General features: G+C 32.9%; 14 protein-coding genes and 1 pseudogene. 12 read left to right on the plus strand and 3 right to left on the minus strand.

Annotation, left to right across the window (positions count from 1 at the left end; all coding sequences use genetic code 11):
* Positions 1–24: 24 nt before the first annotated feature.
* Positions 25–1,143, minus strand: a complete 1,119-nt coding sequence (locus tag ACTYA4_RS14815) for an RNA-guided endonuclease InsQ/TnpB family protein (RefSeq protein ID WP_443481296.1) — start codon at positions 1,141–1,143, stop codon at positions 25–27.
* A gap of 68 nt (positions 1,144–1,211) precedes the next feature.
* A pseudogene (locus tag ACTYA4_RS14820) lies at positions 1,212–1,304 on the minus strand (MerR family transcriptional regulator); the annotation flags it as partial.
* 313 nt (positions 1,305–1,617) lie between these two features.
* On the opposite strand from ACTYA4_RS14820, the gene ACTYA4_RS14825 reads away from it, so the two are divergent.
* The 5 genes from ACTYA4_RS14825 to ACTYA4_RS14845 all read left to right on the plus strand — a co-directional run bounded on the left by ACTYA4_RS14825 (position 1,618) and on the right by ACTYA4_RS14845 (position 10,218).
* Positions 1,618–2,172 carry a thioredoxin family protein gene (locus tag ACTYA4_RS14825; RefSeq protein WP_443481295.1) on the plus strand — a complete coding sequence of 185 codons (555 nt, stop codon included), beginning with the start codon at positions 1,618–1,620 and terminating at the stop codon, positions 2,170–2,172.
* Positions 2,173–2,512: 340 nt separating this feature from the next.
* Positions 2,513–5,029 carry an AAA domain-containing protein gene (locus ACTYA4_RS14830; protein ID WP_443481294.1) on the plus strand — a complete coding sequence of 839 codons (2,517 nt, stop codon included), beginning with the start codon at positions 2,513–2,515 and terminating at the stop codon, positions 5,027–5,029.
* 93 nt (positions 5,030–5,122) lie between these two features.
* Positions 5,123–7,066 carry a DNA/RNA helicase domain-containing protein gene (locus tag ACTYA4_RS14835; RefSeq protein WP_443481293.1) on the plus strand — a complete coding sequence of 648 codons (1,944 nt, stop codon included), beginning with the start codon at positions 5,123–5,125 and terminating at the stop codon, positions 7,064–7,066.
* A 10-nt stretch (positions 7,067–7,076) separates the two neighbouring features.
* A complete protein-coding gene (locus tag ACTYA4_RS14840) occupies positions 7,077–7,376 on the plus strand; it encodes a nucleotide pyrophosphohydrolase (RefSeq protein WP_443481292.1) in 300 nt (99 codons plus the stop codon).
* A gap of 31 nt (positions 7,377–7,407) precedes the next feature.
* On the plus strand, positions 7,408–10,218 hold the full coding sequence (locus tag ACTYA4_RS14845) for a DEAD/DEAH box helicase (RefSeq protein ID WP_443481291.1): 2,811 nt from the start codon (positions 7,408–7,410) through the stop codon (positions 10,216–10,218).
* Positions 10,219–10,253: 35 nt separating this feature from the next.
* Here the strand turns inward: ACTYA4_RS14845 and ACTYA4_RS14850 are convergent, their stop codons facing one another.
* Positions 10,254–10,646, minus strand: coding sequence for a (deoxy)nucleoside triphosphate pyrophosphohydrolase (locus tag ACTYA4_RS14850; protein ID WP_443481290.1), 393 nt, complete (start codon positions 10,644–10,646; stop codon positions 10,254–10,256).
* A 212-nt stretch (positions 10,647–10,858) separates the two neighbouring features.
* Between ACTYA4_RS14850 and ACTYA4_RS14855 the strand changes: the two genes are divergently transcribed.
* The 7 genes from ACTYA4_RS14855 to ACTYA4_RS14885 all read left to right on the plus strand — a co-directional run bounded on the left by ACTYA4_RS14855 (position 10,859) and on the right by ACTYA4_RS14885 (position 13,821).
* Positions 10,859–11,116, plus strand: a complete 258-nt coding sequence (locus tag ACTYA4_RS14855) for a hypothetical protein (protein WP_443481289.1) — start codon at positions 10,859–10,861, stop codon at positions 11,114–11,116.
* Positions 11,113–11,868: an IS21-like element helper ATPase IstB gene (gene istB / locus ACTYA4_RS14860; RefSeq protein ID WP_443481288.1), complete on the plus strand. Its 756-nt coding sequence runs from the start codon at positions 11,113–11,115 to the stop codon at positions 11,866–11,868. The genes ACTYA4_RS14855 and istB overlap by 4 nt, the downstream gene beginning before the upstream one ends.
* Positions 11,865–12,065 carry a hypothetical protein gene (locus ACTYA4_RS14865; protein ID WP_443481287.1) on the plus strand — a complete coding sequence of 67 codons (201 nt, stop codon included), beginning with the start codon at positions 11,865–11,867 and terminating at the stop codon, positions 12,063–12,065. The genes istB and ACTYA4_RS14865 overlap by 4 nt, the downstream gene beginning before the upstream one ends.
* A gap of 161 nt (positions 12,066–12,226) precedes the next feature.
* Complete coding sequence (locus ACTYA4_RS14870; RefSeq protein WP_443481286.1) at positions 12,227–12,547, plus strand: hypothetical protein; 321 nt, start codon at positions 12,227–12,229, stop codon at positions 12,545–12,547.
* Positions 12,548–12,606: 59 nt separating this feature from the next.
* Entirely contained in the window at positions 12,607–12,894 is a 288-nt protein-coding gene (locus ACTYA4_RS14875) for a hypothetical protein (RefSeq protein ID WP_443481285.1), read from the plus strand.
* A 137-nt stretch (positions 12,895–13,031) separates the two neighbouring features.
* Positions 13,032–13,397 (plus strand): DUF7225 domain-containing protein, encoded by a 366-nt coding sequence (locus ACTYA4_RS14880; protein ID WP_443481284.1) that lies wholly within the window; start codon positions 13,032–13,034, stop codon positions 13,395–13,397.
* Positions 13,398–13,407: 10 nt separating this feature from the next.
* Positions 13,408–13,821: a DUF6998 domain-containing protein gene (locus ACTYA4_RS14885; protein WP_443481283.1), complete on the plus strand. Its 414-nt coding sequence runs from the start codon at positions 13,408–13,410 to the stop codon at positions 13,819–13,821.
* Positions 13,822–14,352: the final 531 nt, after the last annotated feature.

Genomic DNA, 14,352 nt, shown 5'->3' on the forward strand with positions numbered 1-14,352 from the left:
TATTAGCAAGTAACGTTTAATGTGTTAATTTGCTAATTGATAATGTGATAAGTTGATAGAAGCGTTCAAATCTCTATCCATTACAAGACCACAATCACATTGATATATTCGGTCAGATAGCTTTAGATTCTTTTTAACCGTTCCACAACATGAACACATTTTAGAAGATGGATACCATTTATCAGCCTCCACAAATTCAATCCCATGCTTCTCACATTTATACTGGATTTGTCGTTTGAATTCGTATAAGCCTTGTTTGGCAATCGATTCAGACAAATGCTTATTCTTCATCATTCCTTTAATGTTCAAGGTTTCCATGACAATTCGATATGGTTTGGTTTTCACGATATCATTAGTCGTTTGATGAAGATAATTGGTTCTGATATTCGATAATCTTCTATGTAGGTTCCGCACATTCCTTTCGATTTTTAAAATGTTGCTCGTTTTGACAAAACGGTCTCCCTCCTTATTCAGCTTATATTTCCGAGAAACTTGAATCTGCAACCTGCGAAGGCGTTTTTCTGCCTTTTTTACTGCTTTTGTTTTGTTCATGTTTTTAAACTTTCTACCATCTGAACATACTGCTAGTTCTTTCACGCCAACATCAATTCCAAGCGAAACATCTGTTAATTCCGTTGATTTTATTCCTTCTTCCATTCCAACAGACAAATACCAGTACTTACCATCAAAACTGATTCTTGGATTGAAGTACTTTACACCCTTTGGCAAAAGTTCAGATGTTTTAATCCAGCCAACTTTTTCAATTAATACTTTATTCTTTTTGACTTTTAACTTGATAGGGTCATTATAAAAAGATGGTATTGATTTTTTCTTGCTTTTGAAACGTGGTTTATTTGCTTGATTATTAAAGAATTTCTTATACGCATCACAAGCATCTTTGATTGCTTGTTTTGTAATATTATTTGATACATCATACAACCAAGAATATTCTTCCGTTTGTTTTAAAACAGTCAATTCTTTACGCAGGAATTCATCAGATATAAATTTACCACCGTTCTTATAATTTTCTTCTTGTTTCCCTAATGTCCAGTTATATGCCCAGCGAGCTGTTCCTACTGATTTCCAAAGCTGATGTTCCTGTTCTTTCGTTGGTTTTATCCTTATTTTCTTTGCAAGGATCACTTTTCATCAACTTCTTCATCATCTTTTTGTCGCGAAATAACTGTACAATACCCTTCTGTCGCATAATATGGTTTGAAAGTATTTTGTTTTTCCCAATTTCTTAATGTTTTTGTTGTTTTTCCTATCCATTTAGTAAATTCATCTATTGAATAGTATCTCATTAATCTCACCTCTTAGTTTTATTATAAAAATAAAGAATATAATAAAATAAGAAGTTTTTATGAACTTTTATAAACTACCTTTGACTGTTCTTTCCCCTCTTTTATTTGTTTTATCTATTATATCTTTAATCTGGACTTTTAGCGACGGTTTCAATCATGCTCCTCCTTAAGGATAGTTCTTTATCATATAGATACGATTGCCAGGTACCCCAACGGACAAAAGTTGGGAAAATGTCTTAGTAACCTTTTTCATCAATCACTTTCGTTTCGTATGGTATAGTAGGTCTAGGACAACATTTTTAGGAGGCTTTTCATGACAACATTAAATGAATGGTATGACAAGGGTACAACGATTGAAGCATACATAGATGCTATGACAACAAACAAAGAGAACTTGCAAAAGATTTACGAAGGGTTTGAGTTTCCTAGTGATAATGCATTCTTCGATGAGCTGCGTCGAAAAGAACTACGAGTTATTGTGCTTACAGAAGATTGGTGCGGAGATGCCATGATGAACGTGCCGATTTTATCAAAGCTTGCAGACAAAGCGGGGATTCGAGCAAGTGTGCTTTTAAGAGATAGCAACTTAGAATTGATGGATCAATATTTAACAAATGGAACCGCACGAGCTATTCCAATCTTTGTCTTTATTGATAAAGAAGGGAAAGAGCAAGCAGTGTGGGGACCGCGGGCGCCTGAAGTACAGGCCTTTGTAACGGAACTTCGTGCAGATCTACCTGCCAAAGATGATCCAACATTTGAAGAAAAGCAACAAGCCGTTCATGAGAAAATAGTGGATACTTATGTGAATAATACGGATATGTGGTCTTATGTATATGCAAGCCTAAAAAGTAAATTGCAGGGGTAAGTGGGGGGCAGAGCAACGGATGGTTGCTCTGCTTTTCTTTTTGGGAAATGAATTCGTTGTTATAGTTAAATTTAACTAGTCAATATGCATAAATTAGTTAATAATAGTAGTAATGTAATATCCATTTAATAGAAAATATTTATACGATAGAAGAAAATGTATAAGATGCTCCATTCATTATTCCTAATGAGATAGCAAGAGGTAAAACCTAAGTTAAATGAGAATGATAACCTTATTTTTTAACGGAAAGAATTGAACAAAAGTGTTTACTAATCCAAAGAGATTAATCCTGAAACCTGCAATTTATGTAAAAAATATTACATTTGGAGTGTATATAAAAGTGGAATTTTCAGATGAACAAACAAAAGTATATGAATCAAGAAAACGAGAAACGAAATGTATAAATGATAAAACTTCAGGTAGTACATTTGAATATTTAAAAGAACTTGCCAATCAATTGAATAAAAAAAGCCAAAATATTAACGAAATTACTTTTTTAGGAAAGCAGTATAATGAGATATCACCTCCTAACCCAACGAGTATTCTTTCCACATATTTAGAAGGAAAAAAGATAAGACAGTTAAAAAAACAAGAACAATTGATTTTCCCTTTTGGCTTTAATAATAGTCAGAAGTTAGCAACAGAATGTGCTTTTTCTAATCAGCTTAGTGTGATTGAAGGACCACCGGGTACAGGGAAAACACAAACAATTCTAAATATAATTGCGAATGCCATTATAAATAATCAAACAGTTGCAGTTGTTTCTAATAATAATGCTGCAACAGCGAATATTTTGGAAAAGTTGCAGAAGTATGGTGTCGATTTTATTGCTGCTTATTTAGGGAATAAGGAAAATCAGGATAAATTCTTTGCTGAACAAAAAGAAGCATATCCGGATATGAACAATTGGTCGTTGTCCCAAGATCAGTATCTACAAATCAGAAGCAATTTAAATGAATCTAGTAAACAATTAAATGAGATGCTAGAAGATCAAAATAAACTAGCCAAATTAAAACAAAGCTTAACGGATCTGAAAACGGAGCATAAATATTTTCAGCAATATTATACGGCATTGGATTTTCAAACCTTTCAATTTCGAACTTTTTTCCGATTTAGTGCAGATAAAATATTAGCAATATTGCAAGGTTATATACGTAATATAGAAGCAAACGGAAGAGTTACGGTGCAAAGTAAAGTATACAACTTGTTCGTGCATGGCGTGTACAACTTTCATATCTATAAACACCCTCCAGAAGTTGTGATTACTTTTTTATACAAAATGTATTATGAAACGAAATTAAGAGAAATGAACAAGCAAATTGATACTCTATCAAAAAAGCTTAAAAATTTCGAGTTTGAGAAGGAAATGAAAGCCTATGCCCACAATTCTATGGTTTTATTTAAAGCAAAATTAGCGGCTAAGTATAGAAATGGAACAACAAGAAAAATATTTACAAAATCCGTTCTTTATTCTGCCGTTGATTCTTTTCTTAGCGAGTATCCAGTAATACTCAGTACAACGCATTCTTTAAGAAACAGTGCAGGGAAAAAACATTTATTTGATTATATGATTGTAGATGAAGCTTCACAAGTCGATCTCGTCACAGGTGGTTTAGCATTATCTTGTGCAAAAAATGCCGTAATTGTTGGCGATGTAAAACAGTTGCCAAATGTTGTTTCAAGCAAGGATAAAGAGAAAGCGGAACAAATATTTCTAAACTATCAAATAAAAGCAGCTTATGATTATGGGAATCATAGCCTATTATCCTCCATTTTAGCGTTATATAAAACTATCCCGAAAACGTTATTAAAAGAGCATTATCGCTGTCATCCGAAAATTATTGGTTTCTGTAATCAAAAATTTTATAACAATGAATTAATTGTTTTAACAAAGGAACAAGCGGATGATATGCCACTTATTTTATATAAAACAGTTAAAGGAAATCATGAAAGAGAAAAGTTCAATCAACGGCAGATAGATGTAGTATTTAAAGAAATTATTCCAGAACAGAAGTTAAATAAAGGAAAGCAAACAGTTGGAATTATTTCCCCCTATCGAACGCAGGTGAATGAACTGCAAAAGGAGATAGAAGATAGAAATTTACAAGCGGAAGCGGATACTGTCCATAAATTCCAAGGAAGAGAAAAAGATGCCATTATTTTAAGTACCGTCGCAAATAATATTAAAGCGAATGATTTTGTGGATCAATCTAATTTGATTAATGTGGCTGTATCACGTGCTGTCCATCAATTAATCGTTCTAACAGCAGAAAATAGTGAAGAATGGAAAGGAACAAATATTGGAGACCTAGTAAGATATATTCAATATAATAATTTTGAAATTATTGAAAGCCAAATCTATTCTGTTTTTGATCTCCTTTATAGCAGCTACTCCGAAAAGCTGTTAGAAGTGATGAAAAAAAGTAAAAAAGTTTCACTTTATCAATCTGAAATCCTAATGAATAGAGTAATAGAAAAGGTGTTAGATTCTCCAGAATTTCAAGGATTAAGCTCGGTTATCCATCAACCTTTAAGCATGTTAATTAGAGATCCGTCCAAATTAACGAAGGAAGAATATAAGTATGTAAAAAACATACTAACACATACAGATTTTGTTATTTTTAATAAGGTGGATAAGATGCCTGTTTTAGTGGTGGAAGTAGATGGACATGCCTATCATACAAATAATATAGCGCAGCAAAAGCGTGATCATATGAAGGATGAGATTTTAAAAAAATATAATATTCCATTTATCCGAATGAAAACAACAGGAAGTGAAGAAGAAAAAAGATTAAGAGCAAAGTTATCAGAGATATTGAAGTTAAATGTTAGCGATACTGACTATGTTGTAAAATAATAAAGAAAAAGGTAACTTTAACATCTAATACATAGAAACTATTCCAAAAATAGTTAATAATAGAACTAACAGCAAACGTTAAGGAATGATCGCATGATAGTCTACGAAGCTACGAAAACAGAGTTTATCAACGATGTGTTTAACGATGAATTAGTAAATAATATTTGCAATAACTATCATTCTAAAATTGGCAAAATTAATGAGCGGGAAGTTAGGGCATGGGATAATTCGATGCAATATATGTACCGAATTTTGAATGATAACGAGATACCAGACAATGCTGGTGTAGCAATTGAGTTTAAAATCCCGCATACGTCAAAACGGGTGGACTTTCTTATTTCAGGAAAAAGTAAGGACAAGAACTCTGTGGTGATTGTGGAATTAAAACAATGGGAAAAGGTTGAAACAGTAAAGGGAAAAGAAGCCATTGTTAAAACTTTGATTAATAGAGGAATTCGAGAAACAACCCATCCTTCTTATCAAGCATGGTCGTATGCTGCTTTAATAGAAGATTATAATGAAAATGCCCAAAATCATAACATGCATTTTTATCCTTGCGCGTATTTACATAATTACTTAAACCAAGGTGAAACAGATCCATTAACAGATAGCATGTATGATTATTATGTAGAAAAGGCACCGGTTTTTATAAAAGGGGAAGCAAATAGATTAAGAGAGTTTATTAAAAGATACATACAGGTTGGGGATAATAAAGAAAATCTCTATAAAATAGAAAACGGAAGAATCCGGCCTTCGAAATCATTACAAGATTCTTTAAATAAGATGCTGCAAGGCAATAAAGAATTTGTGATGATTGATGAGCAAAAAGTGGTTTATGAACAAGCTTGTTTTTTAGCAAAAGAAGCAGTACGAACTGGAACAAAACAGGTTCTAGTAGTAGAGGGAGGGCCAGGCACAGGGAAATCAGTTCTTGCTATTAATCTACTTGTTGAATTAACGGGGGAAAATATGGTATCCCAATATGTAACAAAAAATGCAGCACCCCGTAATGTATATGCCAGAAAGCTCAAGCAAGATTTTCGCAAAGGTCATATTGATAATTTATTTAAAGGTTCTGGAAGCTATGTGAATGCAGAGAAAGATGATTTAGACGTATTGATAGTCGATGAAGCCCACCGTTTAAATGAAAAGTCAGGCATGTTTCAGCATTTAGGGGAAAATCAAACAAAGGAAATCATTCATGCCAGTAAGCTTGCGATCTTTTTTATCGATGAGCGACAAAGAGTCACCCTTAAAGATGCAGGAAGTTTAGCTGAAATTAAAAAGTTTGCTAAAAAAGCAGGAGCAAATCTTCATAAAATGAAGCTAGAATCACAGTTTCGATGCAACGGTTCGAATGGCTACCTAGCATGGCTGGACGACTTGCTGCAAATTCGAGAAACAGCAAATAGTGATTATATGGGTAGTTCCTATGATTTTCGTATTTTTGACAACCCAAATGAAATGCGTGCTGAGATCGAAAGGCTTAATAAACATACGAATAAAGCCCGCATTGTTGCAGGATATTGCTGGGATTGGAAAAAAGAAAGCAAAAATAATCCGAATTATTATGATATAGACTTGCCAGCATTCAATTTTAAAATGAGCTGGAATCTAGGCAATACCGAAGCTTGGGCAATTGACGAAAAATCAGTAAAAGAAGCAGGCTGCATTCATACATGCCAAGGACTCGAATTTGATTATGTCGGCGTTATTATTGGCGATGATTTGAAATTTGAAGATGACGCCATCATCACTGATTTTACGGAACGAGCAAAAACAGATACTTCTTTAAAAGGAATAAAAAAGATGATGAAAGAAGAACCACAAAAAGCAAAACAACTAGCAGACGAAATCATCCGCAATACATACCGAACGCTTATGACAAGAGGACAAAAAGGCTGCTTTATTTATTGTACAGATGCAAATTTAGCTCAGTACATAAAGGAAAGACACCAAATAAGCAATCCACCATTCCAAGAAAATGAATTCTTTAAAGCAAACAAAGTAGCAGAGCAGCCAACAATATACGAATAGGAGCAGCATAATGGAAAAACTAATAAAAGACGTACTAGCATTTCGAGACGAACGAAACTGGAAACAATACCATAACGAAAAAGACCTAGCCATCTCCATTGTCCTAGAAGCAAGCGAACTTTTAGAAAATTTTCAATGGAAAACAAGTGAGGAAGCAAAAGAAAAAGATATGCAGAATATTAAAGAAGAGATGGCGGATGTGTTGATTTATTTAATTCAATTGGCGGATAAGCTTGGTATTGATTTGGAGGAGGAGGGATTGAAGAAGATGATGAAGAATCGGGAGAAGTATCCAGCTCCAAGTAAATAAAGAAATATAATATCGGAGGGGATCTCATAGAATGGTAGAAAAAGAATTAATCGTTAATTCAAAGAGTGGAAATTTATTAAACGAGCTAATTACAGCAATTAATGAGTGTCAAAGGTTTTATTTTAGTGTAGCATTTATTAATTTTAGTGGATTACAACTTTTGTTAGATTCGTTTAAAGAAGCGGAGATAAAGGGGATAAAAGGTAAAATTATTACATCCACTTATTTAAATTTTACAGAAAGTAAAGCATTAAGGAAAATAAATGAATTTAATAATATCGATCTTAAAGTATTTGTGACAGATAAAGAAATCGGTTTTCACACAAAAGCTTATATTTTTGAATATAGTGATCATTATAAAGTGATTATCGGTTCATCTAATATTACCCAAAGTGCTTTAAAAAGTAATGTGGAGTGGAATGTGAAAATCATTTCAAAAGAAGATACATCTTTTATACATAATGTACTAAAGGAATATAATAAGCTTTGGGAAATTACTACAGAAGCTGATGAAAGCTTTATTAATGATTATGAAAGTTTTCTGCAAACTATTGTAAACAACACAATGAATCAACAGCAACTTATTTATGAAAAAAGTGAATATATTGTTCCGAACAGAATGCAAAAAAGAGCCATGGAAAATCTTAAGCGAATACGTTCTTTTGGAGAAAAGAAGGCGCTTGTAATTGCAGCCACAGGAACAGGAAAAACCTATATGTCTGCTTTTGATGTAAAACAATATCAGCCAAAAAAACTACTATTTATTGTACATAGGGGAGAAATATTAAAAAAAGCAAAAGAAACCTTTGAAAAGCTCTTACCAAACGAGCAAATTACCTTTGGATTACTCACAGGAAGTCATAAGGATAAGCATGCTGATTATATTTTTACTACTATTCAAACGTTAAAAAATTGTTATGAAGAGTTCGGTAAAGATCATTTCGATTATATTATTTATGATGAAGCACATCATGCAACAAGTCCAAGTTACCAGTCTGTAATTAATTATTTTACACCAAAATTTACTTTAGGAATGACTGCAACACCTGAACGAAGTGATCATCATAATGTGTTTGATCTTTTTGATAATAATGTGGCGATAGAAGTTCGCTTACACGAAGCGCTTGATGATGAATTGGTTGTTCCATTTCATTATTTTGGGATTACTGATATAGATGAAGTGAACTTAAGTAATGTTGATATTAATGATATTGCAGAGATAACAAAGCGATTAAAAATCAATGAACGAGTTGATTTTATTATCGATAAAATGTTCTTTTATCAGCATGATGGAAAAAAAAGAAAATGTTTAGGGTTTTGTGCCAGTATAGAGCATGCAAATTACATGAAAACAGAATTTAATAGTAGAGGGATTAAAAGTGTTTGTTTAACTGGTGAAATGAGTGTTGATAAAAGAACGTACTATATTAATAAATTAGAAGATGATCAGGATGATTTAGAAGTTATTTTCTCAGTAGATATTTTTAATGAAGGGATAGACATTCCTACTGTTAATACGGTTTTAATGTTAAGACCAACTAATTCACCGATTGTTTTTATCCAACAATTAGGGAGAGGGCTTAGAAAGTATAATGGGAAAAACTTTTTAACCGTTTTAGATTTTATTGGAAACCATAGTAAATCCTTTTTAATCGCAATCGCCTTAAATGGAAGTAGATACTATGATAAAGAAAGTCTAAAGGTTGCGATTGCAACGGGTTTTTCTAATATACCTGGCTGTACACATATTCAAATGGATCGAATTTCTCAAGAAAGAATATTGGCCCAAATAGATAAAGAAAATTTTAACTCAATGAAATATTTAAAAGAGGAATATTTTGAGTTTAAAAAAATGAACAATGGTCAAGCTCCTTATTTATTAGTAGATTATTTAAAATATGATGGTGCGCCGGATCCAATCAAATTTATTGATAGAGAAAAAAGCTATCTCCAATTTGTAGCTAAAGTAGAAAAGGATAATCGTTTAAAAGGATTACTGGAAAATAAAGATTTTGAAAGTGCTTTAAAAGAGCTATCAAGTAAACTGCCTGTAAAGCGTATATATGAGTTTGCAATTTTAATTGCTTTGTTTGAAAAGGATGAATTATCAATTGCAGATGCAAAGCATGAAATATTGAAATTTGTAAAAAAAGTAGATGAGGATAGTATTCTTCATGCATTTGAATGCTTAAATCAAACATATTATGATAGTGTGCAAAAGAAGGGGAAATTAAAGCTTTGTGATTATGAAAATGGTAAGCTTTATAAGACGGTTTCTTTTCAGCAATTATTACAAAAGGAACAATATAAAGAGTATCTTGTAGATATTGTGACGTATGGAATTTTCCGTTATGAAAAAGAATTTAAAGATACTTATTACGGAATACCACATTTTAAACTATATGAACAATATCAAATGGTGGATGCAGCTTTATTATCAAATTACCGTAAAATACATAGTTCGTTTAGAGGCTCTGGCTTACTAACTAATGGAAATGATTATTTTCTATATATTGATCTCCATAAAGAAGAGAATATAAAGGAAAGTATCAATTATAAAGATAAAATTATCGATGAAAATACGTTTCAATGGCAAACACCAAATAGCACTAGCCAAAGTTCCGATAGAGGGAAAAATATCATCAATAATAAAGATAGAGGAATCCATTTACATCTTTTTATAAGAAAATATAGAGAAATAGACGGAAAGATAGAGCCATATATTTATATTGGCAAAGGAAATACAGTAGATTTTGAAGGTGAAAAGCCTATCACAGTAAAAATGCAATTAGAGCATACATTACCAACAAATATATATAATGAATTTGTCATCAAAGTATAAAAAAATGCTAGGTCCTGCACCTAGCATTTTTACGTTTATTCATTTATTAATGCAGAAACCGCTGGAATATCAGCAGGTGCCCATTTTAAGGAATCTAAGTTTTCCCTTTTTAACCAAATAAGTTTTGAATGCTCACTAGCAGTTGGAGTACCTTCTACAATTTTTGCTTTAATACATATTAAAGTGATAATAAAAGTATCATACTCATGTGTATTCTCGTGAAATAACTCCGTTGCCTTAATACTGCATCCCAATTCCTCCGTAATTTCCCTCTCTAAAGCCGAAAAAATATCCTCATCCTTTTCCACTTTCCCACCAGGGAACTCCCACATATTTGGAAGTGACATTTTGGGAGAGCGAAGAGCACATAATATTTCATTTTGTTCGTTTTCGATGATTGCTGCGACAACGTTTACTGTTTTTTTCAATTTATAAAGCCTCCTGATAATCTTAACATTATAGTAATGATAGCATTTTGAGGATAAGGTTTAAACAATTTATCCAGTTTTCTACAAACTCGGACCATATGCCTGATAATCACCGATTATATCTAGAATATAATCCTGAAAATAATCGAAAGTGGGCAGAAACGATTGGACCATTTATGACTCAATTTGTTTCTTATATCTTGGAAATGAATGTGGAGAAAAAAGCATTAAATATCCTTAGCACACTAAGGAATCTATCTACTAAATACACAAAGAAAGAAATAGAAAAAGCAACAGAAACTTTACTTGAAATATCAACAAACCCAACAATTTCTGTTTTAAAAAGCGTACTGGAGAGAAATAAGAAGCGAAAGCAAACTCAAAAAATGGATAGGAATAGTCACGGCTCGAACTCTGATGACTTTGGATTTGTACGTGGGGCTAAATACTTTGGGAGGGATAATAAATGATGAACCAAGAAACGTTACGTAAATTAATAGAAATGAAAATGGGTGCGATGGCAGAATTATATCAGCAACAATATCAGAATAAAGATTACAAAAGTATGGATTTTGATGATAGATTCAATCTCTTAGTAGATTATGAGTATGATAGACGTAAATCAAATAGACTTGAACGATTAATTAAACAGGCGACATTCAATGAACCAACGGCAGCTATTGAAGATATAGAATATCATCCTGATCGTAATCTAGACAAGAACCTAATACTAGAGTTAGCAACAGGAAATTACATTCAAAATCACCATAACATTATTTTAATGGGAGCCTCAGGAAACGGAAAAACGTGGATATCAAATGCCTTTGGGGTTCATGCATGCCGCCAATTCCACAAAGTAAAATATATTAGATTACCAGAATTACTTGATGAATTAGCTGTAGCAAAGTTTGAAGCAGATGGTAGCTTCCGTAAGTTAATTCAAAAATATAAAAAGATCGATTTATTGATACTAGATGAGTGGTTATTAACAGAGCTTACAGAGGAAAATGTACTTCATGTGTTGGAAATTATTGAAGCAAGGTTAAAGAAAGCATCTACTATTTTCTGTTCTCAATTTTCGCCAGAAGGATGGCACTCGAAACTAGGTCAGGCACAAATAGCAGATGCGATTCTTGACCGAATCGTTCACGATTCATATAAGATTTTAGTTGATGGAGAAGTTTCGATGAGAGAACGTCATGGATTGGTGGTATCTCAATGATTCCAACAGAAGTTGAAAATCGTATAGCTAGGTATTTTTTTCATATGTATTTACCCGATGAAATAAGGATGGAAGTAGAAGATAGACTATTACCCTCCTGCATATGGAATGAGGAGGAGAATTTAGATCAAGATGAACTCGTTCGTTGGGCAATTAAGATTATTGACAAGCAATTAGAGAATAAAAGATTTAAATAATACAACAAAGAGCCATTGGAACGAACTCTGTTCTAATGGCTCTTAATTATTTTGTTCTTTACTAACACTGGCTCTCTTTCCCGCACTTACTGGCTCAGATATCCGCAAACAGTGGCTCAAAACTCCGCACTGTTGGCTCAATCTATCCGCAATACTCATGAATGGTACAAAACAATAACCGCCAAAGAAGCAGTACCATTTTTTTACCAGTATTTGATGGTAAAGAATATCGAAAACGTATTGATTTTTCCGATAAAGAAACGAAGAAGTTATGGGATTATAACGAAGAAAAGGTAGCTAGTTTAATCTCACGGATGCCAATGTCGAAGTGGAGCGGTAGTTCAAAAGGATTGGTTTCTTTTGAAAATGATCAATTTATTTTGAACCTGCAAATGGAGAAAAATGAGGAAGAAATCATTTATCAGTGGACGAAGGAAATTTGTACATATCGGCTGCATTGTCATTTTGAGCGGAAGGGGTAGCTATCCAATTATTGATGGTTTGAGTACTATCTATAATATTTATTTGATAGGAGAAACAAATGCTAGCCAAAATAAAAAAAGTGAAGTTTCAACCAGAATATAAAAATCCAATTTATAAGGTAATTCTTGCTTGCCCTAATGGGAATCAACTGTATATTAAATTTGATTATACATTTGCAGTAAATGCTTATATGCCATTAAGTGTGGAATATAATGGAGAAGAAAAAGGGGCGAAACTTGCTTGGTATACAAATGAGGTTGAAAATATGACTGTTCAAGAATTTTTAGAGGAAATAGCAGGAAAAATTAATAAGAAATACAATTATAAATTAAAGATATCAAAATAGGGATAATTAGGTAATTTGTTAACGGATAGTCATTTTTTTCGGGCTTGGCATGATTTGTTAGTGTGTTGGTAAAAGCTTTTCGGATCCAGTCAGCTAGTCACACCATTGGTAAAATACCATTGATAGGAGGTGCGAGAATGTCCATTTACGAACAACTAATTCAAACTTTACATAATAGAATCAACGATGTAGTTACCCCTGCTGAAGTAAAAAGCATGCTTCAAGACGAATACGGAACAAATCCTGCGAGTGTTATCTTATCTGACTATTGCTATAATCGGTACAATAACGGAATTGCTTTTAATAAGCATCTTTTTGAATATATTACTAGAAGCTCCTACAAATATCTAGGAGAAAATGTAACGTATACTGGTTTTATTTTTCATAAGCCAAAGGGGTGTGATAGAGAAAGCATTATCGGAGAATGGGTCAGTGGTGTTAAGACATTACGTGAAAAGAACCTTACAGATATTCCCTTGGAGAAGCAAGCTGAGTTTTATTAGTAGAGAACAAATGATAAATCTTTATAATGAATATAATCAAATACTAAGATATGAAATGAATGTCTTAAATTGTAAACCGACAGAATTGCGGCATTTAATAGGGAGAATCGGGGAGTTTATCTGTGCAATTGAAACAGGTGGCTCCTTGTCACGGCAAACGAATCAACATGGGTTTGATGTGATAAGCAATAATAGAAGGATTAGTGTGAAAACAACCGCACAAACAAATGGTTTTATTTCCATCAACCAACGTACCTTTGACGATTTCGATGATTTTTTTGTTGTACAGTATAAGGATGATGATTTTAAAACAATTTATTTTGGACCAAAAGAAGAAGTAAAAAAGATTAGTAGAGTGTCTGGAAGTAAATATGAAGTGGATATTAATCAGTTGAAAAAATTGGATGGTCTAAGAGTTTGTTGAATGATGCTGTTTTCGTTAGATTATGGTTGTCAGACACTGCATTGCAAAAAGAAATTTGTTCATATGGAGTGCCTGTCCTCCGATTTTTAAAGCTAGGAGACAGGCACAGATTTTCAAACTATTGCATCCTACTAAAAAACACATCAACATCCTCAACCTTTGAAACAAGATTAGGAATATCTCTTAATGAAAGATTGGTTAAACAGCTTTTTAAATAATAAGTTTTTTAATTTTATATCTAGAAATACAGTAACCATCTATTCTATGATTTTTTAGAAAGGCTGTTTTCTCAAAGGTTGTTGTTTTTACGTAAAAAAATGGGAGAAGAAGTACTTAGCAGCCTGAATACACGTAGACTCCTGTGGGAATGCGAGAAAGACGAGACCCCACAGGAGCGTTTGCGACGAGGAGGCTCGACGCTCGCCCACGGAAAGCGAAGTGTATTCAGGCTGCGAGTTTAAATGCAACAATCTTTACGAAAAGAGCGTTTAGAAATAATAAAGTTGTATAATTACGGAAGGCGTATCGCTA

Source organism: Niallia yueguangensis, from assembly GCF_052663115.1.